This is a genomic window from Rhodobacter sp. P2_H5 (genome assembly GCF_056403335.1).
In genome coordinates, this window is record NZ_JBFUFS010000001.1 from 388,370 (window position 1) to 412,054 (window position 23,685).

A 23,685-nucleotide genomic window follows, 5' to 3' on the forward strand; every position below is an offset into this window, starting at 1 on the left:
AACAGGCGCATGGAACTTTCAAAGCTGCTGATGCCCACCGCAGTGCGGGTCATCGGGCAATTGACCGGCAAGAAGCGCCTGTTTCAGGAGCTGGGCGAGATTGCTGCCCAGGCCTATGGCCTGAACGCCTCGGTCGCGACCGATGGCCTGCAGGAACGCGAGAGCCTTGGCCCCACCGGTGTGGGCCATGGCATCGCCTTGCCCCATGCGCGGCTGGACGACATCGACCGGATCGTCGCCGTCTTTCTGCGCATGGAAAAGCCGCTGGATTACGACTCGGTCGACCGCCAGCCGGTCGATCTGGTCTTCGGCCTGTTTGCGCCGAAGGAATCCGGGGTCGAGCACCTGAAGGCGCTGGCCCTGGTCTCGCGCACCATGCGGGATTCCGGGATCTGCGCCAAGCTGCGCGCCAACACCGATCCGTCCAAGCTGCACGCCATCCTGACCGAGGCGCGGGCGTCACAGGCCGCGTAAGGAAGATGGGCAGCATTGCCCATCCTACCGGCCAGCGTTCTACCTGATGACCACGCCGGCCCAGAGGCCGAGCGCCAGCACCGCCAGCGCCCCCAAAGCCGCCACAGCCACCGGCACACCTTGCCGGGGCGGTGGGGGCTTTGGCCCGGCGGCCTGGGCGATCAGCATGTCTTCGACCAGACGCGGCAGTTTCGGCCCGAAACGCGCCAGCACCTGCAGGGTCAGCGCCAGATCCTTGGCGAGAGCCAGCGGGCCGACATGGCTGCGGACATAATCCGTCACCACCGGCTGGGCGACCTGCCAGATGTTGATGTTGGCATCCAGACTGCGCGCGACACCTTCAACCACGACCATCGTGCGTTGCAGCAGGATCAGCTCGGTCCGCGTCTCCATCCCGAAACGTTCGGTGACTTCAAAGAGATAGGAGAGGAGCCGCGCCATCGAGATGCGGTTGGCCTCCATCCCGAAGATCGGCTCGCCCACGGCGCGCAGGGCGGAGGCAAAGGCTTCGACATCGCGGTCGGCGGGGACATAGCCCGCCTCGAAATGCACTTCGGCCACGCGGCGGTAATTGCGCTGGATGAAGCCCATCAGGATCTCGGCATAGACCTTGCGGGTATAGGCGTCGATCCGGCCCATGATGCCGAAGTCATAGGCGATGATGTCGCCATTGGCCGCCACCTTCAGGTTGCCCTGGTGCATGTCGGCGTGAAAGAAGCCGTCGCGCAGTGCATGGCTCAGGAACAGCTGCAGCACCCGCGCGCCAAGCGCCACCCGGTCATGCCCGGCCGCATCCAGCGCGGCATTGTCGGCCAGAGAGATCCCCTCGGCCCAATCCAGCGTCATCACGCTGCGCCCTGACAGCCGCCACAGCGGTTGCGGCACCTGAAAGCCCTTGTCGCCCGCCGTGTTGGCGGTGAATTCCGAGGCGCTCGCCGCCTCCAGACGCAGGTCCAGCTCGCCCAGCACCACGCCTTCGAAATGCGCGATCACATCCATCGGCCGCAGGCGGCGGGTGGAGGGGAGGAAGGCCTCCACGGTCCGTGCGGCAAAGTAGAAGGCGTCGATATCGACGCGGAAGGCGCGCTCGATCCCGGGGCGCAGCACCTTGACCGCGACCAGCCTGCCATCCTCGCGCAGGGAGGCCTTGTGGACCTGGGCGATCGAGGCGGCCGCCACCGGTTCGGAAAAGCTTTCAAACAGGGCTTCGACCGGGGCGCCGAGTTCGGCCTCCACCATTGCCTTGGCCTGTTCGACGGGGAAGGGCGGCAGCTGGTCCTGCAGGTATTTCAGCTGCTGCGACATCTCTTCGCCGACGATATCGGGCCGGGTCGAGAGGATCTGGCCGAACTTGATATAGGCCGGCCCCAGCGCCGTCAGCGCCCGTGTCACCGGCGGCAGGGCAGGGTCACCCTTGAGGCCCAGCCATTTGAAGGGCCAGGCCAAGGTTCGCGCCAGAATCCGCAAAGACGTGGGGGCGCCAAAGCCTTCGAGGACGACATCCATCGCCCCGGTGCGCTCAAAGGTCGCACCCGTGCGGATCAGGCGCAACAGATTGTGCGGTCCCCGCATCAGACCTTCCAGCCCGAATGCAGTGCGGCCACACCCAGCGTCAGGTTGCGGTATTTCACATTGGCAAAGCCGGCCTGGCGGATCATCCCGGCGAAGACTTCCTGTTCCGGGAACTTGCGGATCGATTCCACCAGGTATTGATAGGAATCGCGGTCTCCCGTCACCAGCTTGCCCAGAGGCGGGATGACGTTGAAGGAGTAAAGGTCATAGGCCTTCTGCAGCATCTCGTTCGGGATCTGCGAAAACTCCAGCACCATCAGGCGCCCGCCGGGCCGCAGCACGCGGAAGGCTTCGTTCAGGGCGTCCTGCACGCGGGTCACGTTCCGGATGCCGAAGCTGATCGTGTAGACGTCGAAGGTATTGTCGGGGAAGGGCAGGGCCATCGCATCGCCGACGATCCAGTCGAGCCTGTCCGACAGGCTTTCCGCCTCGGCGCGCTTGCGGCCCTCGATCAACATAGATTCGGTCATGTCGAGCACGGTCGCCGTCGCGGTGGGCGCGCGGCCCAGAAAGCGGAAGGCCACATCGCCGGTGCCGCCGGCCACATCCAGAAGCTTCTGCCCCGGGCGCGGCGCCAGCCAATCCATCATGGCATCTTTCCACAGCCGGTGGATCCCCACCGACATCAAGTCGTTCATGATGTCATATTTGCTGGCCACACGGGTGAAAACCCCATGGACCATCCCGGCCTTCTCGTCCTCATTCACGGTCTGGTAACCGAAATGCGTGGTGTTCTGGTCGCTCATCGGGGCTTGCCCTTCCTGCCTTGCCCGCACCTTATAGGCTGAGCCTCGCAGCGCCTCAACCCGCCGCACCGCAACCAAGGAAACCGGGATGCCCGAACTGCCCGAAGTCGAAACCGTAAGGCGCGGCCTTTTGCCCGTGATGGAAGGGCAGGTCATCGAAACCGCCGCCGTCAACCGCCCCGACCTTCGCTTTCCTTTGCCGGAGCGAATGGCGGAAAGGCTCGGCGGCCAGACGGTGTTGAGCCTGCGGCGACGGTCGAAGTACATTCTGGCGGACCTCTCCTCGGCGGAAACCCTGCTGATCCACCTGGGCATGTCGGGGCGGATGCTGATTTCCGGCGCCGTGGTGGGGGAGTTTCACCACCCCCATCCGGTGCCGCAAAAGCATGATCATGTGGTCCTGCAGATGGGCAATGGCGCGCGGATCACCTTCAACGATGCGCGGCGATTTGGCGCGATGGATCTGATGCCGACCGAGGGCTGGACCGCGCACAAGTTGCTGGCCGGCTTGGGCCCCGAGCCCTTGGGCAATGAATTCAACGAATCCTACCTCGCCGCCCGCCTGCACGGCCGCGCCACGCCGATCAAATCGGCGCTGCTGGATCAGTCCGTGGTTTCGGGCCTCGGCAATATCTATGTCTGCGAAGTGCTCTACCGCGCCAAGATCGCCCCGACCCGTCTGGCCCGTGACGTGACCGAGGTGGAGGTCGCCCTCCTCGTCCCCCTCATCCGCGAGGTGCTGAGCGAGGCGATCGAGGCGGGCGGCTCCAGCTTGCGCGACTATCGCCAGGCCGATGGCGAGCTTGGCTATTTCCAACACACCTTCCGCGTCTATGACCGCGAGGGGGAACCCTGCCTGACCTGCGGCACGCCTATTGCGCGTCTTGTGCAATCGGGCCGCTCGTCGTTTTATTGCCCGAATTGTCAGAGGTGACCCATGCAGACCCTGCTTCTTGAAACCCACGGCCCGGTGCTCTTGATCCGCCTCAACCGGCCCGAGGCGCTGAACGCGCTGAACGCCACGCTGATGCGCGAACTGGCCGAGACGCTGACCGAGGCCGACGCCAACCCGGAGGTGCGCTGCATCGTCCTGACCGGTTCGGACAAGACCTTTGCGGCGGGGGCCGACATCAAGCAGATGGCCGCCATGACCTATGCCGAGGTCGTGACCGCCGACCTCTTCGGGGTCGAGGCGCAGATCATCGCCAGAATCCGCAAACCGATCATCGCGGCCGTCTCGGGCTATTGCCTCGGCGGCGGCTGCGAACTGGCGATGCTCTGCGATTTCATCCTCGCTTCCGACACGGCCCGATTCGGCCAGCCCGAGGTCAATATCGGCGTTCTGGCCGGCATGGGCGGCACCCAGCGTCTGACCCGTGTCATCGGCAAGGCCAAGGCGATGGAGCTGAACCTGACCGGCCGCATGATGGACGCGGTCGAAGCCGAGCGGGCGGGTCTGGTGGCGCGCATCATCCCGATGGCCGATCTTGTCACGGAAGCGTTGAAAACCGCCGCTACAATCGCCGCGAAGTCCCAGCTTGCCATCAAAGCCGCGAAAGAATCGGTCAACCGCGCCTTTGAAACCTCGCTTGCCGAAGGTCTGCTGTTCGAACGCCGCCAGTTCCACGCGGCCTTCGCCACCGAGGATCAGAAGGAAGGCATGCAGGCTTTTATGGAGAAACGTGCCCCGGTCTTCCGGGACAAATGACGTTTGCCGGTTGACTAAGCCCCGAGTCGCCTCTATAGCCCCGGCTTCAGATCAATACCTACGCAAACGGACACCGATAACGATATGGCAAACACCGCCCAGTCCAAGAAGCGCGCCCGCCAATCCGTGGCACGCCAAGATGTGAACAAGGCGCGCCGCTCGCGGATCCGCACCTTCGTTCGTAAAGTTGAAGAAGCCCTGGCTTCTGGCGATCAGGCTGCAGCCGCTGCTGCGCTGAAAGCCGCTCAGCCCGAAGTGATGCGCGGCGTCACGAAAGGCGTTCTGCACAAGAACACGGTTGCGCGCAAAATCTCGCGCCTCAACCACCGCGTGAAGGTCCTCGGCGCCGCTGCTGCGGTCTGAGACCTTACCGACCTGAATTGAAAAACGCATCCCTCCGGGGTGCGTTTTTTGCATTTTGGGACGTCTTTTGCCGCAAAACCGGGCCGGCGTTGCTCTTTTGCCAGAGGCCTCGGATTCGGTTGGGCGGGGCCTCTGTCAAGCGAGAAGTTCGATTGCCCTGCCCCTTGCGGAGTTGGTACGTTGAACCAGCGATTCACATCGACTTGGGGGACAACAAGGAATCACGGACCGAATATCTGCGGGCGGGCGCTGCCAAGCTAAGCCGTTAAAGACAGAAAGTGGTTTGTGATCAACACCTTGGTATAATGTAGCGGCTTTGTCCGTTGCAGTCTGGAAATAGCATAGGGTCCGCAGCGCATCTGTGGCCGATGTTTTTTCAGTGTCCGAAGGCACGTTTTACCCACCGGAGCCGCAGGCTCTGGTGCGGTTCCGTGTGGCCCCCAGGCCGTGAGGGATCGGACAGATAAACAGCAAAGGAAGGGTCACTGGCAGCTGCGCCGGTCGAACCCTGGACGGAACAGATGACGCAAGAGACTTGGGGACGGGCACGGGAAGATTTGGTCGCGCGGGTCGGCCATAACAATTACACGACCTGGATCGAGCCTCTGAAACTCGCCGCCCTGCGCAACGGCGTCGCGCATTTCGAAGTTCCCAGCACCTTCTTCGGCAATTGGGTCTCGCGTAATTTTGCCGACCAGATTCTGAATCAGCTGCAACAGAACGGGGCCGAAGTTAGCCGCGTGGAATTTGCCGTCGGCCGCGAGGGCGAGCCGAAGCCCGAGGCCAAGGCCGAGGTGAAGAAGTCCACCGCCCGCCCGCTGTCGCGCCCCGTGCGCCCGGTGGACGAGGAGTTGCCCGGTGCCCCGCTCGATTCGCGTTTCACCTTTGACAGCTTCGTGGTGGGCAAGCCGAACGAGTTGGCTCACGCCGCTGCTCGTCGTGTGGCCGAAGGTGGTCCGGTCGCCTTCAACCCGCTGTTCCTTTATGGCGGCGTCGGCCTCGGCAAGACCCACCTGATGCATGCCATCGCGCATGAACTTCAGGCCCGTCAGCCGGAACTCCGTGTCCTCTATCTTTCCGCCGAACAGTTCATGTACCGCTTCGTCCAGGCCCTGCGCGAACGCCAGATCATGGATTTCAAGGAGATCTTCCGCTCGGTTGACGTGCTGATGGTCGATGACGTCCAGTTCATCGCCGGCAAGGATTCGACCCAGGAAGAGTTCTTCCACACATTCAATGCCCTCGTCGACCAGAACAAGCAGATTGTGATTTCTGCCGACCGCGCCCCGGGCGAGATTAAGGATCTGGAAGAGCGGATCAAGTCGCGCCTGCAATGTGGCCTCGTCGTCGACCTGCACCCGACGGATTACGAACTGCGGTTAGGGATCCTGCAAACCAAGGCCGAGCATTACCGCACGCAGTACAAGGGCCTGCAAATTGCCCAAGGCGTGCTGGAATTCCTCGCCCATCGCATCACCACCAACGTGCGAGTGCTGGAAGGCGCCCTGACCCGGCTTTTCGCCTTTGCCTCGCTGGTGGGCCGTGAAATCTCGCTGGATCTGGCGCAGGACTGCCTCGCCGACATCCTGCGCGCCTCGGACCGCAAGCTGACGATCGAAGAGATTCAGCGCAAGGTCGCCGAGCACTACAACATTCGCCTGTCCGACATGATCGGGCCGAAGCGCCTGCGCAACATCGCCCGGCCGCGTCAGGTTGCGATGTACCTGGCCAAGCAGTTGACCTCGCGCTCTTTGCCCGAGATTGGCCGCCGTTTTGGCGGGCGCGATCACACCACGATCATGCATGGCGTGAAGAAGATCGAAGAGCTGATGGCGACCGACAGCCAGCTTTCCGACGATCTGCAGCTGCTAAAGCGCCTGCTGCAAAGCTGAAACGCGGCCTCTGGGGCCTTTTTGCCCCGGCCTGATGCAAAACCCGCGCGGGTCGGCCCCACAGCCACGCTCAGGCCCTTGTGAATTGGCGGAAACCCGCTAGGTTCAAGGCCCCGCGCTTCAAGACGCGGCAAGACAAAGGGATGGGACGATGAAACTCTCGATCGAACGCGCGGCACTTCTGAAGGCCCTGGCCCAGGCGCAATCGGTGGTCGAGCGCCGCAACACGATCCCGATCCTGGCCAATGTGCTGATCGAGGCCGAGGGCAATACCGTGTCCTTCCGCGCCACCGACCTGGATATCGAAGTGGTCGACCGCGCCCCCGCTATGGTGGAGCGTTCGGGGGCCACGACCGTCTCGGCCGTGATGCTGCACGAGATCGTTCGCAAACTCCCGGATGGTGCCTTGGTCAGCCTGATCGACGATGCGGCGGCTGGCCGTCTCGCGATTGCGGCGGGGCGGTCGAACTTCAACCTCGCGACCCTGCCGCGCGAGGATTTCCCGGTGATGGCAAGCTCGGAATACGCCACGAACTTCACCGCCCCGGCCCCGGTGCTGCGGCGGCTGTTCGACAAGGCGAAATTCGCGATTTCGACTGAGGAAACAAGGTATTACCTGAACGGCGTCTATATGCATGTCGCCAAATCGGCCGAAGGTGCTGTGCTGCGCTGTGTGGCCACCGATGGCCACCGTCTGGCCCAGATCGACGCCGCCCTGCCAGAGAACGCCGCGGCCATGCCGGGCGTGATCGTGCCGCGCAAGACCGTGGGCGAACTGCGCAAGCTGCTGGATGACGACGACGCCCAGATCGCGGTCTCGGTTTCCGAAACGAAAGTTCGCTTTGCCACGCCGGGCGTCACGCTGACCTCGAAAGTCATCGACGGCACCTTCCCCGACTATTCCCGCGTGATCCCGACCGGCAACACCCGCCGGCTGGAGGTGGATGCTGCCGAGTTCGCCAAGGCGGTGGACCGCGTGGCGACCGTCTCCTCCGAACGCTCGCGCGCGGTGAAGCTGACGCTGGAGGATGACCGGCTGATCCTGTCGGTCAACGCTCCTGATTCTGGCGCGGCGGAGGAAGAGCTGGCCGTGGCTTATGACGCCGAACGACTGGAGATCGGCTTCAACGCCAAGTACCTGCTGGAGATTGCGGGCCAGGTCGACCGCGAGAATGCGGTTTTCCTGTTCAACTCCTCGGGCGATCCGACCTTGATGCGCGAAGGCAATGACATGTCGGCGACCTATGTCGTCATGCCGATGCGTGTCTGAGGCAGGCCGGGGGCGCTGCCCCCGGACCCCCGGGATATTTGTACCAAAATGAAAGGGGTGAGCCGGTGAGTGGTTTGGCCATTACCGCCTTGACCCTGTCGCATTTCCGCAGCCATCGTGCCTTGCGGCTGGCCTTTGACGGGCGACCAGTGGCGATTTCCGGGCCGAATGGCGCGGGCAAGACCAACATTCTGGAGGCGGTCTCGCTCTTGTCGCCGGGGCGCGGGCTGCGGCGCGCCACGACCGCCGAGCTGGCGCGGCGGCCGGAGGCTCTGGGCTGGAAGGTTGCGGCTGAGGTGCGCGGCCTGGGCGGGTCGTCGCACAAGGTCGAGACCTGGGCCGAAGGCGAGGCCGGGCGCGAGGTGCGGATCGACGACAAGGCCGCGAGCCAGACCGCGCTTGGCCGCATCCTGCGCATCCTGTGGCTGGTGCCGGCGATGGATCGGCTGTGGACCGAGCCTGCCGAGGGGCGGCGGCGCTTTCTGGACCGCATGACGCTCAGCTTTGCGCCGGACCATGCCGAGGTGTCGCTCGCCTATGAAAAGGCGATGCGCGACCGCAACCGGCTGTTGAAGGAGGGGCAGAGCGACCCCTTCTGGTATGGGGCGCTTGAGGCGCGGATGGTTGAGGCTGCGGCCCAGATCACCGCGAACCGCCAGATGGCGCTGGCGCGGCTGCTTGCGGCCCAGCAGGGGGCGGAGACGGCCTTTCCCCAGGCCGACCTGCGGCTAGAGGGCGAGATGCCCGAGGATCTGGCCGAGGCCCTGGCGCAGGGACGCCGGCGCGACATGGCAGCCGGGCGGACGCTGGTCGGGCCGCACCGGGTGGATCTGCATGCGACCTACCGGGCCAAGGGGGTGGCGGCCGATCAATGCTCGACCGGCGAGCAGAAGGCCCTGCTGATCAGCCTGATCCTCGCCAATGCGCGGGCGCTGGCGGCAGATCTGGGCCAGCCGCCAGTCCTGCTGTTCGACGAGGTGGCAGCGCATCTGGACGCTGGGCGCCGGGCCGCGCTTTACGACGAGATCTGCCTTCTGGGGGCGCAGGCCCTGATGACCGGCACCGAACCCGGGCTCTTCGACGCCTTGGGCCCGCGGGCGCAGCATCTGACGGCGATGGAAGCCGCCGGTGAGAGCGTTGTTCGCTGAAGGTTAACGAACGCGCGGGCGAATGATCGTTCCGTTATGCGGGCGATCTTCGGGGCTTGCTTTTCACTTTGACGGCATGGGAAACCCTTGCGACCGCGATTCCCTGGGAAAGACGCTTTCGATGACGCTGACATTGGCCGAGCTTGGACTTTATGCCTTGGGACTGGTGGGGCTTTGGGCCGTGCCGGGGCCGGTCTGGGTGGCGCTGCTGGCGCGGGCCCTGTCGGGGGGCTTTGCGGCCGCCTGGCCGCTGGCGGTGGGGGTGACGCTGGGCGATTGCCTTTGGCCCTTGGTGGCCATCATGGGGATGAGCTGGGTTCTGTCAGTCTATGGCGACGCGCTGCACATCCTGCGCTGGATTGCGGCGGCGACCTTCGCGGTGATGGGCGTGCTTCTGATCCTGAAATCCGGCGCGCTGATGTCAGCCGACAGCAAGCTTACGCGACCGGGCAAGCTTGCGGGCTTCATGACTGGGGTGGCTGCCGTGATCGGCAACCCCAAGGCGATTCTCTTTTACATGACGGTTCTGCCGGGCTTTTTCGGCGACCTGTCCAAGCTGACGGCCTGGGACACGGCGGCCATTCTGGCGGTTTCGGTGGCCGTGCCCTTGGCGGGAAACCTCGCCCTCGCGGGGTTTCTGGGCCGTGTGCGCGGCTTTCTGTCGAGCCCGGAGCGGGTGCAGATCCTCAACCGGATTTCTGGCGCACTTTTGATCCTGGTTGCGGGCGTAATTCCCTTCATCTGACCCCAAATCTTGTGCCCAAGCCGTGACATTCCCCCTCGCAATCGCTATAAGTTGCAGGCTTATCAAGGGGTGCAGTGCACATGGCTGAAGAGCCCAACAAGACCGAAAGCTACGGCGCAAGTTCCATCAAGGTTCTCAAGGGGTTAGATGCGGTTCGCAAGCGCCCTGGCATGTATATCGGCGACACCGACGATGGCTCGGGTCTGCATCACATGGTCTATGAGGTCGTGGACAACGGCATCGACGAGGCCCTGGCCGGACATGCGACCGAAGTCAGCGTGAAAATCCACGCCGATGGCAGCGTTTCCGTGCGCGACAACGGGCGCGGCATCCCGGTTGACATGCATGAGGAAGAGGGCGTTTCGGCGGCCGAGGTCATCATGACCCAGCTCCACGCCGGCGGCAAATTCAACAACACCGATGAATCCGGCAATGCCTACAAGGTTTCTGGCGGTCTGCACGGCGTCGGCGTTTCCGTGGTCAACGCCCTGTCGGAATGGCTGGAGCTGACGGTCTGGCGTAATGATACCGAATACAACGCCCGCTTCGAGCATGGCGATTGCACCGTTCATGTCCATCCCGTCGGCCCCGCGCCGGGCCGCAAGGGCACCGAGGTGCGCTTTCTGGCTTCCGCCAAGACCAACCGGCCGGACGGGACGTTTTCCAACCTCGAATACCAGTTCAAGACGCTGGAAGTCCGCCTGCGCGAATTGGCGTTTCTGAACTCCGGTGTGAAAATCGTTCTGGAGGATGACCGCCCCGCCGAGCCCCTGCATGTCGAGATGTTCTACGACGGCGGCGTGCGCGAGTTTGTCAAATACATCGACCGCTCCAAGGTGCCGGTGATGCCGGAACCGATCTACATGATCGGCGAAAAGAACGGCATCGGGGTCGAGGTGGCGATGTGGTGGAACGACAGTTACCACGAAAACGTCCTGCCGTTCACAAACAACATCCCGCAGCGCGATGGCGGCACGCACCTCGCCGGTTTCCGCGGTGCCCTGACCCGCACGATCAACGCCTATGCGCAGTCCTCGGGGATCGCCAAGAAGGAAAAGATCGACTTCACCGGGGATGACGCGCGCGAAGGGCTGACCTGCGTCCTGTCCGTCAAAGTGCCGGATCCCAAATTCTCCAGCCAGACCAAGGACAAGCTGGTTTCTTCAGAAGTCCGGCCTGCGGTTGAAAACCTCGTCAACGAAAAGCTCGGCGAATGGTTTGAAGAAAACCCCGGACCCGCCCGCATCATCGTCGGCAAGATCATCGAGGCGGCTTTCGCCCGCGAAGCCGCCCGCAAGGCGCGTGATCTGACCCGGCGCAAGACCGCGCTGGATGTGGCCAGTCTGCCCGGCAAGCTCGCCGATTGCCAGGAACGCGATCCCGCCAAGTCCGAAATCTTCCTTGTCGAGGGTGACTCGGCCGGTGGCAGCGCGAAACAGGGCCGCTCGCGGTCCAATCAGGCGGTCCTGCCGCTGCGCGGCAAGATCCTGAACGTCGAGCGTGCCCGCTTTGACCGGATGCTCGGGAGCCAGGAGATCGGCACCCTGATCACCGCCCTTGGGACCGGCATCGGGCGCGACGAGTTCGACATCAAGAAGCTGCGCTACCACAAGGTCGTCATCATGACCGACGCCGACGTGGACGGTGCCCACATCCGGACCCTGCTGCTGACCTTCTTCTTCCGCCAGATGCCGGAGTTGATCGAGGGCGGCTACCTCTACATCGCGCAGCCTCCGCTCTACAAAGTGGCGCGTGGAAAATCAGAGGTTTACCTCAAGGATCAGGCTGCCCTGGATGACTACCTGATCGAGATGGGGGTGGAGGGTGCCATCCTGCGCATGGCCTCGGGCGAGGAAATCGCCGGGGCAGACCTCGCCCGCGTCATCGAAGGCGCCCGCGCCTTCCGCCGCGTGCTGGACGCCTTCCCGACGCATTACCCCCGCGCCATACTGGAGCAGGCCGCTTTGGCCGGCGCTTTCGATCCCGGCAGCATGGAGGGCGATCTGCAGGCTGTGGCAGATCAGGTCGCGCGCCGCCTGAACCTTGTGGCGCCGGAATTCGAGCGCGGCTGGAATGGCCGCATCACGCAAGACCACGGCATCCGCCTCTCGCGCATCTTGCGTGGGGTGGAGGAGCTGCGCACGCTCGACGGCGCCGTTCTGCGCTCGGGCGAGGCGCGGCGTCTGGCGGCCATCTCGCAGCGCGACCGCGAGGTCTACCGTGCGCCGGGCAAGCTGGTGCGCAAGGAGCGCGATCAGCCCGTCTTCGGCCCGGTCGATCTCTTGAAATCCGTGCTGGCGGAGGGCGAAAAAGGCCTGTCCCTGCAGCGCTACAAGGGGCTGGGCGAGATGAACCCCGGCCAGTTGTGGGAAACTACGCTCGACCCCGAGGCGCGCACCCTGCTGCAGGTCAAGGTCGACGACCTTGCCGAAGCCGATGATATCTTTACCAAACTCATGGGTGATGTGGTGGAACCGCGCCGCGATTTCATCCAGGCCAATGCGCTGAACGTCGAACATCTCGACATCTAGGGAGGGGGGCTTCGGCCCCCTTTTCTGTGGCTGAACAGTCTGGTGACCCCGGATGGATTCGAACCATCGACCTGCCGCTTAGGAGGCGGCCGCTCTATCCCCTGAGCTACGAGGCCTTACCCGGCAAAGCGGCCAGACCTGTCGGGCTTGTCGCCCAAAAAGCCCCGTCATGCAACGCTTTTGGAAAAGAAAAGGGGGAGTGAATTTGGCCCACCACTCCCCCTTTGGGTCCGTTGCATCCGAAGTGAGAGCTTGCAGGACACAGCAGATCTGATCAGGACTGCAATTAAGCCCTGTTAGCGTTAACATATCGTGGAATCACCACTTGGACAAGCGAAACATTTGGCGCTAACATTTCCGGAAAAGAAGGATATCCCGGTGACCAAGGCCACAGCTCCCGAACCCCGCCGCACCTTGACGCTTCGGGATGTCTCCGAGGCTTCGGGTGTCAGCGAGATGACCGTCAGCCGCGTCCTGCGCAACCGAGGTGACGTTTCCGACGCCACGCGGGAACGCGTTCTGCAGGCGGCGCGCTCCCTCGGCTATGTGCCCAACAAGATCGCCGGGGCTTTGGCCAGCCAGCGGGTCAATCTGGTGGGCGTGATCATCCCCTCGCTGTCCAACATGGTTTTCCCCGAGGTGATGACCGGAATCTCCGAGATTCTCGACAATACCGGGCTGCAACCGGTGGTGGGGGTGACGAATTATCTGCCGGATCGTGAAGAGAAGGTTCTGTACGAGATGCTGTCCTGGCGCCCCTCGGGCGTGATTCTGGCCGGACTGGAACATACGGCGGCCGCAAGGGCCATGTTGGCGCAGGCAGGCATCCCGATTGTCGAGGTGATGGACATTGATGGCGCGGCTGTCGACAGCGCGGTGGGCATCTCGCACCGCCGCGCGGGTCGGCAGATGGCCGAGGCGATCATGGCCTCGGGCTACAAGCGGATCGCCTTCCTGGGCACCCAGATGCCGAACGATTTCCGCGCCAAGAAGCGGCTGGAGGGGTTTGAAGAGGCCCTGAAGCGCGCTGGCATGGCTTTGGTCGACCGGGAGTATTACGACGGCGGCTCGGCGCTTCTGAAGGGGCGCGAGATGACGGCTTCGGTGCTGCGGCGCAATCCGGACGTGGATTTTCTCTATTACTCCAATGACATGATCGGGGCGGGTGGGCTCTTGTACTGCCTGGACCGCGGGATCGATGTGCCAGGGAAAGTCGGTCTGGCCGGGTTCAATGGTGTGGAACTGCTGGACGGCTTGCCGCGCCGTTTGGCCACGATGGACGCTTGCCGGTTGAAGATCGGGCGGCGCGCGGCGCAGATCATCGCGGCGCGCAACGAAAATCCCGACCTTGGCCCCGAGGTGGTGGAACTGTTCCCGACGCTGCAGCCCGGCGACACGATCCGCCAAAGCTGAGCGGGCTACAGCGGCAGACCCAGCAGCTTGCCCCCGGCATGGCCGGTGATCGCAGTGGTGACGATGGCGCCCTCGGTCTGGTCGCAGGCAAAGCTGACCTCGGTGAACTGGGCGGTACGGCCCAGACGCGGGTTTTCGATCAGGACCTGATGGACCTGCCCCTGCTGCGCCTGCAGGTGTCGCAGCAGCGCCGCATCGCCCGCCGCGCGCAGGCGCGCCGCCCGGGCCTTGATATCCGGCCCCTTGACCTGCGGCATCCGGGCCGCCGGCGTGCCCTTGCGCGGGCTGAAGGGGAAGACGTGCAGGAAGGTCAGGCCGCAATCTTCGACCAGCTTCAGCGAGTTTGTGAACATCTCTTCGGTTTCAGTCGGAAAGCCTGCAATCAGGTCAGCGCCGAAGATCATGTCGGGGCGCAGGCTGCGGGCTTCTTCGCAGAAGCGGATTGAATCCTCGCGCAGATGGCGGCGCTTCATCCGCTTCAGGATCATGTTGTCACCGGCCTGCAGGCTGAGATGAAGATGCGGCATCAGGCGCGGTTCGGTGGCGATCGCCTCCATCAGCGCGGGATCGGCCTCGATCGAATCGATCGAGGAAATCCGCAGCCGTTCAATCGTCGTCAGGCGCAGAAGTTTCAGCACGAGGTCGCCCAGATGCGGCGTCCCGGGAAGGTCCGCGCCCCAGGAGGTCAGGTCAACGCCGGTCAGGACGACTTCGGAAAAGCCCTTGTCCACCAGGCGCTTGACCTGCTCCACCACCACCCCCGCCGGCACCGAGCGCGAGTTGCCGCGGCCATAGGGGATGATGCAGAAGGTGCAGCGGTGGTCGCAGCCGTTCTGCACCTGCACATAGGCGCGCTGGCGGCCGAAGCCGTCGATGAGGTGCCCCGCGGTCTCACGCACCGACATGATGTCATCGACCTGAATCTTCTCGGTCACGCCGATCAGATCGGGCACGTTCAGGCCCTCGCGCAGACCACTCCAGGTGTCGGCCTGCATCTTCTCGTGGTTGCCGATTACCCGCGTCACCTCGGGCATTTCGGCGAAGGTTTCGGGCTCGGTCTGGGCGGCGCAACCAGTCACGATCATCGCTGCACCGGGGTTTTCGCGGGCCAGACGGCGGATTTCCTGCTTGGCCTTGCGCACGGCTTCGGCAGTTACCGCACAAGTGTTCACAATGACGGCGCCGGACAGGCCGGCCGCGGCCGCAAGCTCTTTCATCGCTTCGGATTCGTAGGCGTTCAGCCGGCAGCCCAGCGTCGCAAAGACCGGAGGTTTCACATCGGCGTTCATGCGTTTGCCGCCAGATAATCGGCCGAAAGCCAGCCGTCAAAGACACGTGCCACCGGCCCGGTCATCCAGACGCCATCCTCGCGCCAGTCGATCTCCAGCACACCGCCGTCGAGGTCGAGCCGCACCTTGCGCCCGGTCAAGCCGCGCAGATGCGCTGCCACCGCCGTCGCACAGGCCCCCGAGCCGCAGGCCAGCGTGATCCCCGCGCCACGTTCCCAAACGCGCATGCGCAAATGATCCGGCCCCAGCACGGAGGCAAACTCGACATTGGTCCGTTGCGGAAAGAGCGGGTCATGTTCCAGCGCGGGTCCGCGGGAGGGCAGGTCGACCGCCTCGGCATCGGGGACAAAGAACACGCAATGCGGGTTGCCCATGCCGACCGCCACCGGATCGCCCGGCAGGGGCAGGTGCAGCGTATCCGCCGCATGGGCCAGGGGCACCTCGGTCCAGTCGCGCTGCGGCGCGCCCATGTTGACCGACACACGGCCATCCGCCAAGCGCCGCGCCGCCAGCCGCCCGCGCACGGTGACCAGATCCACTCTGTCGCGCCCAAGCCCCTGCATCACATAATCCGACACACAACGCGTGGCATTGCCGCAGGCCTCGGCCCGGCTGCCGTCGTTGTTCCAGAAATCCAGAACGAAATCGGCATCTTCGGTCGAGCGAATCTCGGCCAGTTGATCGAATCCCACGCCGCGGTTGCGATCGCCCAGCGCCTTGGCGAGGCCAGCCGTCACCACCGCGTCGCGCCCGCGCGAATCGATGACGACAAAATCATTGCCCGCCCCATGCATCTTCATGAAGCCAAGGCCGCCGGTCGCGAGGGGAGAATCTGTTCTGTTCATGTTGGCCATATAAGCCCCACCACAGGATTTTGCCAGTCGGGTGCGAAAAAGCGCTGCGGGGCCTTGCCGCCCGGAAATGATCGGACTAAAGACCCGCCTTGCATGGGGCCGTTAGCTCAGTTGGTAGAGCAGCTGACTCTTAATCAGCTTGTCGCAGGTTCGAATCCTGCACGGCTCACCATGCAAAACCTCCCTTCCGAAAAAAGTGCGATGATCGGGGTTGACGTCCCCCGCAGCTTTGCTTAGTCAGCGCCGCAGTGGGCCGGTAGCTCAGCCGGTAGAGCAACTGACTTTTAATCAGTAGGTCTCGGGTTCGGATCCCGACCGGCTCACCAAATCTTCCAGAAATACTAAGGGTTGCGTCGCGAAAGCGGCGCACCCCTTGGTGTTCGGAGGTCTCAATCCCTCAGCGCTGATATTCCGCATCCGTCACATGTTCGAGCCAGGTCACGGCAGAGCCGTCGAGCATCTCGGCGATGGCGATATGGGTCATGGCGATGGTCGGGCTGGCGCCGTGCCAGTGCCGCACGCCCGGGGCGAACCAGACGGTATCGCCGGCGCGAATCTCCTCCACCGGTCCGCCCTCGATCTGCATCCAGCCGAGGCCGGCGGTCACCAGCAGGGTCTGGCCCAGCGGATGGGTGTGCCAGGCGGTGCGGGCGCCGGGTTCAAAGGTCACCGTGGCGCCAGAGACCCTCGCCGGGGCCTCGGCCTTGAAAGGGGCGTCCAGGCGCACCTGGCCGGTGAAATAGGCCGGGGCGCCCTTGGCAGAGGGGGCGGTGCCGCTTTTGGTGATGGTCATGGGTCAAGTCCTTTGGTTTTGGGGGCCGCCACGCTGTCACGCTCGATCAGCTGAACCGGCAGGATGGTCTCGATCGGCACCGAAGCACCGCGCCCTGACAGCATCGCAGCCATATGGCGGGCCGCAACCACCCCGGCGTCAAACTGCTGGATGCGGACCGTGGTCAGGCGCGGCGGAATCATGTCGAGGAAGGGCATGTCGTTGAAACCGGTGACGGAAATATCCTCCGGGCAGCGCAGGCCCAGGCTGCGGCACTGGTCGATCGCCCCCAGCGCCAGCCGGTCATTGGCGCAGAGAATCGCCGTGGTGCCGGGATCGGCGTGCAGGATATCGGCGGCGGCGCAGCGCCCATCGCTTTCGTCGAACTGGTTGGCCTCGATCACCGTCAGGCTGTCCGGGTCGATGCCCCGGCTTTGTGCTGCCGCCCGGAAGGCATCGAGCCGCAGCTGTCCAGTCGATAGCGCGCGGGGCCCGGCGAGATGCGCGATGCGGCGATGGCCCTTGTCATACAGCAGCGAGAAGACCGCGTTGATGCCCGCCGTCTCGTCGTTGATGATATAGGGGATCTGGGTGCCCTCGATCTTGCGGTTCAAGGTCACCACCGGCAGGCCCGCCGCCGCGGCGCGCACAATCGTCGGATCGTCCAGCAAGACCGCGGTGTGGATGATGCCATCCACCCCCCTGTCCTGCAGGATCTCGACCAGACGCTGCTCGCGCCCGCGCTGACTGTCGGTGTTCACGATGATCGAGGCGTAGCCCAAAGGTTCCATCACGCTTTCGATGCCGCGCAGGATGGGCGGGAAGATCAGGTTGGTGATGTCGGGGATCATCACCCCGATGGTCATGGTCCTTTGGGTCCGCAGGCTGGAGGCGATCTGATTCGGCCGGTAGCCCAGCTTTTCCGCCGTCTCGCGGATGCGCGTCACCACATCCACGGTCAAAGGCGTGTCGCGCTTGGGGTCCAGCGCCCGCGACACGGTCGAGACATGGACCCCGGTCGCCCGCGCTATGTCTTTGAGAGTGACACGTTTATTCATGGGACCCCCGGGGCTTAATTCCGCCACTATAGGCCCTCGAAACGCCCTGCGCAAACGGTTGCATGCGCCATCTTGACGCAGATTGCCCAAGACGCTACGGTTTGTGCAATCGTTTGCGCGGCCTGAGCTGAGGAGGTCGGTCGCGCCATCGGGGGAGGGGGCGTTCACCGGTTTCCGCACCGCCAGGCGAGGCGCGTGTCGTGACCGCCGGTGGCGATCCCTCCTCCCGGTGAAAAGCTTTCGCCGATCACGCAAACGATTGCGTGGCATGTCCTTGAGGAGGAACGACATGAAGACCAAATCACTGATCGGGGCTGTGGCTGCGGCGGCATTGATCGCCGCGCAGGCCTTTGCCGAGGAAGCGCCGATCAAGATCGGCGCCTCGCTGCCCTTGACCGGCAGCTTTGCCGTGGCGGGGACCAAGCACAAGCAAGGCTACGAGCTTTGCGTCAACCTGATCAACGAGCGTGGCGGCATTCTGGGCCGCAAGGTCGACCTGATCGTCTCGGACAACCGCTCGGACCCGGCCACCGCGATCAACCAGTATGAACGCTTCATCAATGTCGATGGCGTCGATGCGGTCTATGGCACCTTCTCCTCGCGCCTGACCTTTCCGGTGGCCAGCATTTTGGAAAAGAACGGTTTTGTGCATGCGGTCCCGGCGGGCGGCGCGCTGCGGATCTACAAGCAGGGCTACAAGAACCTCTTCTACTTTCAGCCCAATGCCGCGGAATATGTCGGTGCCTCGCTGGAAGGCGTGATCAAGGATCTGGTCCCCGCCGACAAACCCCTGACAGCCGCGATCATCTCGGCCGACGACTTCTTCGCCAATGGCGTGTGGTCGGGGCTGATGGGCGAAAAAGTCATGGACCCGGCCTCGGGCGCCGAAGTGGCCGATCTGGCTCCGGGATATCTGGCCGATGCCGGGATCGAGGTGGTCTTCCAGCAGAAATGGCCGGAGGAGGGTTTCAGCGACTGGCTCAACCTGGCCAATCAGGTCAAGCAATCCAAGCCCGACCTGATCATCGGCCTGACCGCATCCGAGGATGAGGCGGTGGAACTGACCCGTGCACTCAAGACCGTCCATGCCGAGGCGAAGATGGTTTACCTGAGCCAGGGCACCCAGTCCGAATATGCCGAGGGCACCGGCGAAAGCGCCAACGGCGTGTTGATCCACACCTCCTGGCACAAGGACGCGCCGTTTGACGCCCTCCTCGGCGGCAAGCCCTTCTCCAACGCGGATTACGTCGCTGCCCACCAGGCCGCTTACGGCGCCGTGCCGGACGAAGACAGCGCCATCCCCTTCGCCGTCTGCCAGGGCATCGAACAGGCGATGATCGGCGCGGGCAGCACCGACAATGCCAAGATGGGCGCCTGGCTCCGCGCCCGCACCAAGGAAGACCCGGTCAAGACCATCCTCGGCCGTTTCAACTGGGACGAGACCGGCCTGCCCAAGGACAAGCCCTTCCTGATGACCCAGTGGAAGGACGGCAAACTGCAGTTCGTCTACCCGACGGACGAGTTCAAGGGCGTGGCCGCCCTGACCTATCCCAAGGGCAAGTTCTGATCCCGTGATCCTTTGGGTCCGGCAGGTCCGGGCCCACCCCCCCTTCAAACGAAAGGACAGTCCATGCTCGACGTCAAAGGGCTCGGCAAGCATTTCGGTGGGATCAAGGCCGTCGACGGCTGCACATTCCAGGTCGAGCGCGGCTCGATCACCGCATTGATCGGCCCGAACGGCGCCGGCAAGACCACCGCCTTCAACTGCATCAGCCGCACCGCTGCCCCCACCAAGGGTGAGGTCTGGCTGGACGGCCAGCGCATCGACGGCATGCGCCCGCATCAGGTGACGCGGGCCGGCCTCAGCCGCACCTTCCAGATCAGCCGGAATCTCTCTGACATGACGGTTTTGGAGAATGTGATCTGCCAGACCAAGATCAACGGCTGGCGCGACATGTTCAAACCCGCCATGTCCACCGCCGAAATCGACAAGGCCATGGGCATCCTCGACTTTCTGGGCATCACGCGGATCGCCCATGAAGACGGCGCCAACCTCTCCTATGGGCAGAAAAAGCTGATGGATCTGGCGGCGCTTCTGATGAGCGAACCGAAGATCATCCTGCTGGACGAACCCGCCGGCGGCGTGAACCCGACCCTTCTGGAGGAGATCGCGGGCCACATCCGCAAGCTGAACGACAAGGGCATGACGGTGCTGATCGTCGAACACAACATGGATCTGATCATGCGCCTCAGCCACCACATCGTGGTCATGGCGCAGGGCAGGGTGATCGCCCAGGGCAAACCCGCCGAGATCCGCGAAAACCCCGCCGTGCTGGAGGCCTATCTGGGCGGCGTTCTGGAGGAGGCAGCCTAATGACCGAACTTCTGGAAGTCACCAGCCTGACCGCAGGCTATGGCGACGGGCCCTCGATCCTCGATGGCGCCCATCTGACGGTGCAGCCGGGCAAGGTCCATTGCATCATCGGCCCGAACGGGGCCGGCAAATCCACCCTGCTCAAAGCCATCTGCGGCATGCTGAAAATCCGGCAGGGCGATGTGAAATTCAAAGGCGAAAGCCTGAAGGGCCTGCGTCCCGACCAGATCCTGCGCAAGGGCATCTGCTTTGTCCCGCAGGAACGCGCGCTTTTCCCCAAGATGACTGTGCGCGAGAATCTGCGGATGGGCGGCTACTCCCTCGCCGACAAGAGCGGGCTGGAAAAGGCCATCGACCAGATCGAGGAGCGTTTCCCGATCCTTGGCCAGCGCCGCGATCAGCAGGCCGGCACCATGTCGGGCGGCCAGCAGCAGACCTTGGCCATGGCCCGCACCCTGATCATCAAGCCCGATATCGTGATGCTGGACGAACCCTCGCTCGGCCTCGCCCCCAAGATCATCCAGGAGATGTTCGACATCATGAAGATGATGGCGGCCGAGGGCATCACCATCCTTCTGGTCGAACAGAACGCCCTGATGGGATTGCGCAATGCCGACTGGGGCGTGGTCCTCGACCTTGGCCGCACGCTGTTCGAAGGCCCCGCCGCCGATGTGCTGGCCGACCCGCGCATCCAGGAACTGTACCTCGGCGGCAAACGCGCCGCCTGAACCGGAGACACAGATGGACCTTTTCATCCAGACCCTTATCCTCGGCTTGGCCCTCGGCGGTGTTTTCGCGCTGATGGGGTCGGGGCTCAGCCTTGTCTTTGGCGTGATGCGGATCGTGAACCTTGCACATCCCTCGCTGATCATCGGGGGCGCCTATATCACCTATTGGGGCTTCAAGCTCTGGGGCATCGACCCTCTGGTCATGCTGCCGGTCGCCACCGTCATCATGGCCGCCATCGGCGTGCTCTTGTATAAACTCGTCTTCGAGCGGCAGGCCAAATCGGCGAAATATTCCGAGATGACCGTGCTTCTGACCTTCGCCACCGCGATGATCGTCGAAGGCGCGCTCGGCGGCATGTTCACCAACACCCAGCGCATCACCTCGCCCGCCTATGCGACCGATGCCTTCTTCCTGGGCGATATCTTCATCCCCAAAGGCCAGCTCTACGCCGGGATCGTCTCGATCCTGCTGATCACCGCGCTGGCGCTGTTCCTGAAATACGCCCGCTTCGGCAATGCGATCCGCGCCACCACGCAGAACCGCGAGGCGGCAGAGCTTCTGGGCGTCAACGTCAACCTCGTCGGCATCATGAGCTTTGCCATCGGGATCGGCCTTGCAGGCGCCGCAGGTTCGCTCGTCTCCTTCGTCTTCTCTTTCTTTCCGGCCAAGCATTGGGAGTGGATTTCGATCCTGATGTCCCTCGTCGTCCTCGGCGGCATGGGGTCGATCATGGGGACGGTGGTGGCCTCCTTCCTGCTCAGTGTGATCGCGGCCTTCGTCGGGGCCTATATCGGCGCCACCTGGTCGACGATGACCTTCTTCCTCGCCCTTTTCCTGATCCTGCGCGTGCGGCCCCAGGGCCTGTTCGGCGAAAAACCGGAGCTTGCATGATGTCGATTACCACCGATACCCAGGCCGCCTCCTCCGTGCTGGAGGCCCGCCGCGCCCATAACGCGAAACTCGCCGCCAGTGCCGACAAGACAAGGGTCGTCATGTTTCCTGTGACTCTTCTGGCCGTGCTTCTGCTGTTGCCGGGCCTGCAATTCGTCGGCAATTACAACTACCTGCTGCATCTGGTGCTGTTCGCCGCCTGCTATGCCACCATGGCCTCGGGCTGGAACATCCTCGGCGGCTTCACCGGCTATGTCAGCCTCGGCCATAACGTCTTCTTCGCCATCGGCGGCTATTTCGCCGGGATGATCTTTGCCCGCACCGGCATTTCGACCATCCTCCTCGCCCCCCTGGCCGGGCTCCTTTGCGCCGGGGTCGGCTATCTGATCGGGTCGATCACGCTGAAGACGCGGGGGCCGAGCTTCATCATCTCCTCCGTCGCGCTGACGATGATCGCGGGCATCCTCTTCAACAACTGGGAGTTTGTCGGTGGCACCAATGGCGTCACGCTCAAGGCCAACAACCTGTCGGCGCAGTGGGCGAAGCTGCCCTATTACTACGCCTTCATCCTCCTCGCGGCCTTCGCGGTCTGGTCTTCCTACAAGATCAAGCATTCGAAGTTCGGCCTTGGCCTGCGCGCAATCTCGAAAGACGAGATCAAGGCCGAAAGCGCCGGCATCGACACCCGCACCTACAAGGTCCTGGCCTTCGCCATCTCGGGCGCTTTCGTCGGCATGGCCGGGGCGATCTGGGGCGAGTATCTCACCTATATCCGCCCCAATATCTTCCTCGTGATCCTGGTCAGCGTGAACATGGTCCTCATGTGCATCCTGGGCGGCAAGGGCACCGTGGCCGGGCCGGTCATCGGCGCCATCCTGATCATCGCCTTCAACGAGCTTTTCGTGGCCACCCTCGGCGCGTCAGAGCTGAACATCCTCGCCTCCGGCGCCCTCATGGTCATCGTGCTGATGTTCTTCCCCTTGGGCATCATCGGCACCCTCGCCCGCCTGCACAAGCTGCCCCGCTTCCTGAACTGGGATTAAAGCCATGGCCTTCACCCTCTACAACGCCCCGCAATCCACCTGCTCGCAGCGCGTCCGCTATACGCTCCACGCCAAGGGCCAGGACTTTGCCGAACACAAGCTGGACCTCTTCGTGGGCGACCAGCTGAAGCCGGAATACCTCGCGATCAACCCCAATGGCGTGGTGCCTGCGCTGGTGCATGATGGTGCCGCCGTGATCGACAGCGCGGTGATCCTGGAATACCTCGAAGACATTCTGCCCGACACCGCTTCCTTGCGCCCGAAAGACCCGGTCAAGGCGGCCGAGATGCGCGCCATGATGCGCTTCATCGACGAGGTGCCGACGCCCGCCATCCGCGTGCCCTCCTACAACCTGGCCTTCCTGCCGCATTTCCAGACCATGAGCGAGGAGGCCTTCCGGGCCCTCGCCGACAGCAAACCCCTGCGGCGCGAGTTCCTTCTGAAGATGGGCCGCACCGGTTTCCCCAAGGCCGAGATGGACGAGGCTCTGGGCCGCCTGCAACGCGGCATCGACCGCATGGCGCAGTGGCTGGCCACCAGCGGCGGGCCCTGGCTCATGGGATCCAGTATCACCCTCGCCGACATCGCCCTGATGCCGGTGATCGTGCGGATGGCCGATATCAACCTTGACCACATGTGGGACGGCAAACCTCAGGTCGCCGCCTGGCTCACCGCGCTGCGCGCCACCCCGGCCTTTGCGCCGACCTATTACCACGGCTCTCTCCTGACCGAGAAATACCCCCACCTTGCCAAGGCCAAACAAGCGGCTGCCTTCGCCTGAGGGCAGCATCAGGACCGCGCGAACCGGACCTA

Annotated in this window: 22 protein-coding genes and 3 tRNA genes; 18 read left to right on the forward strand and 7 right to left on the reverse strand. The window is 63.8% G+C overall.

Annotated elements, in window-relative coordinates:
• Positions 1–9: 9 nt before the first annotated feature.
• A complete protein-coding gene (locus AC1DVR_RS01795) occupies positions 10–474 on the forward strand; it encodes a PTS sugar transporter subunit IIA (RefSeq protein WP_477998806.1) in 465 nt (154 codons plus the stop codon).
• Between the two features lie 39 nt (positions 475–513).
• On the opposite strand, the gene ubiB is transcribed toward AC1DVR_RS01795, so the two are convergent.
• Together ubiB and ubiE are read right to left on the reverse strand one after the other, a co-directional pair.
• On the reverse strand, positions 514–2,046 hold the full coding sequence (gene ubiB / locus AC1DVR_RS01800; RefSeq protein ID WP_477998807.1) for a 2-polyprenylphenol 6-hydroxylase: 1,533 nt from the start codon (positions 2,044–2,046) through the stop codon (positions 514–516).
• Positions 2,046–2,792, reverse strand: coding sequence for a bifunctional demethylmenaquinone methyltransferase/2-methoxy-6-polyprenyl-1,4-benzoquinol methylase UbiE (gene ubiE, locus AC1DVR_RS01805; RefSeq protein ID WP_477998808.1), 747 nt, complete (start codon positions 2,790–2,792; stop codon positions 2,046–2,048). The genes ubiB and ubiE overlap by 1 nt, the downstream gene beginning before the upstream one ends.
• 88 nt (positions 2,793–2,880) lie before the next feature.
• Between ubiE and mutM the strand changes: the two genes are divergently transcribed.
• The 8 genes from mutM (at position 2,881) to gyrB (ending at position 12,449) form a co-directional block, all read left to right on the forward strand.
• The gene (gene mutM / locus AC1DVR_RS01810) at positions 2,881–3,726 is read left to right on the forward strand and encodes a bifunctional DNA-formamidopyrimidine glycosylase/DNA-(apurinic or apyrimidinic site) lyase (RefSeq protein WP_477998809.1); all 846 of its coding nucleotides are present in this window, start codon (positions 2,881–2,883) and stop codon (positions 3,724–3,726) included.
• A gap of 3 nt (positions 3,727–3,729) precedes the next feature.
• Positions 3,730–4,500, forward strand: a complete 771-nt coding sequence (locus AC1DVR_RS01815; RefSeq protein ID WP_477998810.1) for an enoyl-CoA hydratase-related protein — start codon at positions 3,730–3,732, stop codon at positions 4,498–4,500.
• 84 nt (positions 4,501–4,584) lie between these two features.
• Positions 4,585–4,863 (forward strand): 30S ribosomal protein S20, encoded by a 279-nt coding sequence (gene rpsT / locus AC1DVR_RS01820; RefSeq protein ID WP_477998811.1) that lies wholly within the window; start codon positions 4,585–4,587, stop codon positions 4,861–4,863.
• 521 nt (positions 4,864–5,384) lie between these two features.
• On the forward strand, positions 5,385–6,755 hold the full coding sequence (dnaA, locus tag AC1DVR_RS01825; RefSeq protein WP_477998812.1) for a chromosomal replication initiator protein DnaA: 1,371 nt from the start codon (positions 5,385–5,387) through the stop codon (positions 6,753–6,755).
• Positions 6,756–6,906: 151 nt separating this feature from the next.
• Positions 6,907–8,025: a DNA polymerase III subunit beta gene (gene dnaN, locus AC1DVR_RS01830; RefSeq protein WP_477998813.1), complete on the forward strand. Its 1,119-nt coding sequence runs from the start codon at positions 6,907–6,909 to the stop codon at positions 8,023–8,025.
• 65 nt (positions 8,026–8,090) lie between these two features.
• A complete protein-coding gene (recF, locus tag AC1DVR_RS01835; protein WP_477998814.1) occupies positions 8,091–9,173 on the forward strand; it encodes a DNA replication/repair protein RecF in 1,083 nt (360 codons plus the stop codon).
• A 121-nt stretch (positions 9,174–9,294) separates the two neighbouring features.
• Entirely contained in the window at positions 9,295–9,918 is a 624-nt protein-coding gene (locus AC1DVR_RS01840; RefSeq protein ID WP_477998815.1) for a LysE family translocator, read from the forward strand.
• A gap of 80 nt (positions 9,919–9,998) precedes the next feature.
• Entirely contained in the window at positions 9,999–12,449 is a 2,451-nt protein-coding gene (gyrB, locus tag AC1DVR_RS01845) for a DNA topoisomerase (ATP-hydrolyzing) subunit B (RefSeq protein WP_477998816.1), read from the forward strand.
• A gap of 40 nt (positions 12,450–12,489) precedes the next feature.
• Here the strand turns inward: gyrB and AC1DVR_RS01850 are convergent.
• Positions 12,490–12,565, reverse strand: a tRNA-Arg gene (locus AC1DVR_RS01850).
• Positions 12,566–12,827: 262 nt separating this feature from the next.
• Between AC1DVR_RS01850 and AC1DVR_RS01855 the strand changes: the two genes are divergently transcribed.
• Positions 12,828–13,862: a LacI family DNA-binding transcriptional regulator gene (locus tag AC1DVR_RS01855; protein ID WP_477998817.1), complete on the forward strand. Its 1,035-nt coding sequence runs from the start codon at positions 12,828–12,830 to the stop codon at positions 13,860–13,862.
• 5 nt (positions 13,863–13,867) lie between these two features.
• On the opposite strand, the gene mtaB is transcribed toward AC1DVR_RS01855, so the two are convergent.
• Both mtaB and dapF read right to left on the reverse strand, forming a co-directional pair.
• Positions 13,868–15,139: a tRNA (N(6)-L-threonylcarbamoyladenosine(37)-C(2))-methylthiotransferase MtaB gene (gene mtaB, locus AC1DVR_RS01860; RefSeq protein WP_477998877.1), complete on the reverse strand. Its 1,272-nt coding sequence runs from the start codon at positions 15,137–15,139 to the stop codon at positions 13,868–13,870.
• A gap of 8 nt (positions 15,140–15,147) precedes the next feature.
• Positions 15,148–15,996, reverse strand: a complete 849-nt coding sequence (gene dapF, locus AC1DVR_RS01865) for a diaminopimelate epimerase (protein WP_477998818.1) — start codon at positions 15,994–15,996, stop codon at positions 15,148–15,150.
• A 105-nt stretch (positions 15,997–16,101) separates the two neighbouring features.
• On the opposite strand from dapF, the gene AC1DVR_RS01870 reads away from it, so the two are divergent.
• Positions 16,102–16,177: transfer RNA gene (locus AC1DVR_RS01870), tRNA-Lys, on the forward strand.
• Between the two features lie 78 nt (positions 16,178–16,255).
• Positions 16,256–16,331 (forward strand) — tRNA-Lys (locus AC1DVR_RS01875).
• Between the two features lie 71 nt (positions 16,332–16,402).
• On the opposite strand, the gene AC1DVR_RS01880 is transcribed toward AC1DVR_RS01875, so the two are convergent.
• Entirely contained in the window at positions 16,403–16,798 is a 396-nt protein-coding gene (locus tag AC1DVR_RS01880) for a (R)-mandelonitrile lyase (protein ID WP_477998819.1), read from the reverse strand.
• The gene (locus AC1DVR_RS01885; protein ID WP_477998820.1) at positions 16,795–17,835 is read right to left on the reverse strand and encodes a LacI family DNA-binding transcriptional regulator; all 1,041 of its coding nucleotides are present in this window, start codon (positions 17,833–17,835) and stop codon (positions 16,795–16,797) included. Before AC1DVR_RS01885 ends, AC1DVR_RS01880 begins: the two co-directional genes overlap by 4 nt.
• Before the next feature lie 289 nt (positions 17,836–18,124).
• Here AC1DVR_RS01885 and AC1DVR_RS01890 point away from each other — a divergent pair, with 289 nt between their 5' ends.
• The 6 genes from AC1DVR_RS01890 to AC1DVR_RS01915 all read left to right on the forward strand — a co-directional run bounded on the left by AC1DVR_RS01890 (position 18,125) and on the right by AC1DVR_RS01915 (position 23,653).
• Positions 18,125–19,402 (forward strand): amino acid ABC transporter substrate-binding protein, encoded by a 1,278-nt coding sequence (locus AC1DVR_RS01890; RefSeq protein WP_477998821.1) that lies wholly within the window; start codon positions 18,125–18,127, stop codon positions 19,400–19,402.
• Positions 19,403–19,465: 63 nt separating this feature from the next.
• Complete coding sequence (locus AC1DVR_RS01895) at positions 19,466–20,209, forward strand: ABC transporter ATP-binding protein (protein WP_477998822.1); 744 nt, start codon at positions 19,466–19,468, stop codon at positions 20,207–20,209.
• Positions 20,209–20,937 (forward strand): ABC transporter ATP-binding protein, encoded by a 729-nt coding sequence (locus AC1DVR_RS01900; protein ID WP_477998823.1) that lies wholly within the window; start codon positions 20,209–20,211, stop codon positions 20,935–20,937. The genes AC1DVR_RS01895 and AC1DVR_RS01900 overlap by 1 nt, the downstream gene beginning before the upstream one ends.
• A 13-nt stretch (positions 20,938–20,950) precedes the next feature.
• Positions 20,951–21,829 (forward strand): branched-chain amino acid ABC transporter permease, encoded by an 879-nt coding sequence (locus tag AC1DVR_RS01905; protein ID WP_477998824.1) that lies wholly within the window; start codon positions 20,951–20,953, stop codon positions 21,827–21,829.
• Positions 21,826–22,872 (forward strand): branched-chain amino acid ABC transporter permease, encoded by a 1,047-nt coding sequence (locus AC1DVR_RS01910; protein WP_477998825.1) that lies wholly within the window; start codon positions 21,826–21,828, stop codon positions 22,870–22,872. The genes AC1DVR_RS01905 and AC1DVR_RS01910 overlap by 4 nt, the downstream gene beginning before the upstream one ends.
• A gap of 4 nt (positions 22,873–22,876) precedes the next feature.
• A complete protein-coding gene (locus tag AC1DVR_RS01915; protein ID WP_477998826.1) occupies positions 22,877–23,653 on the forward strand; it encodes a glutathione S-transferase family protein in 777 nt (258 codons plus the stop codon).
• Positions 23,654–23,685: the final 32 nt, after the last annotated feature.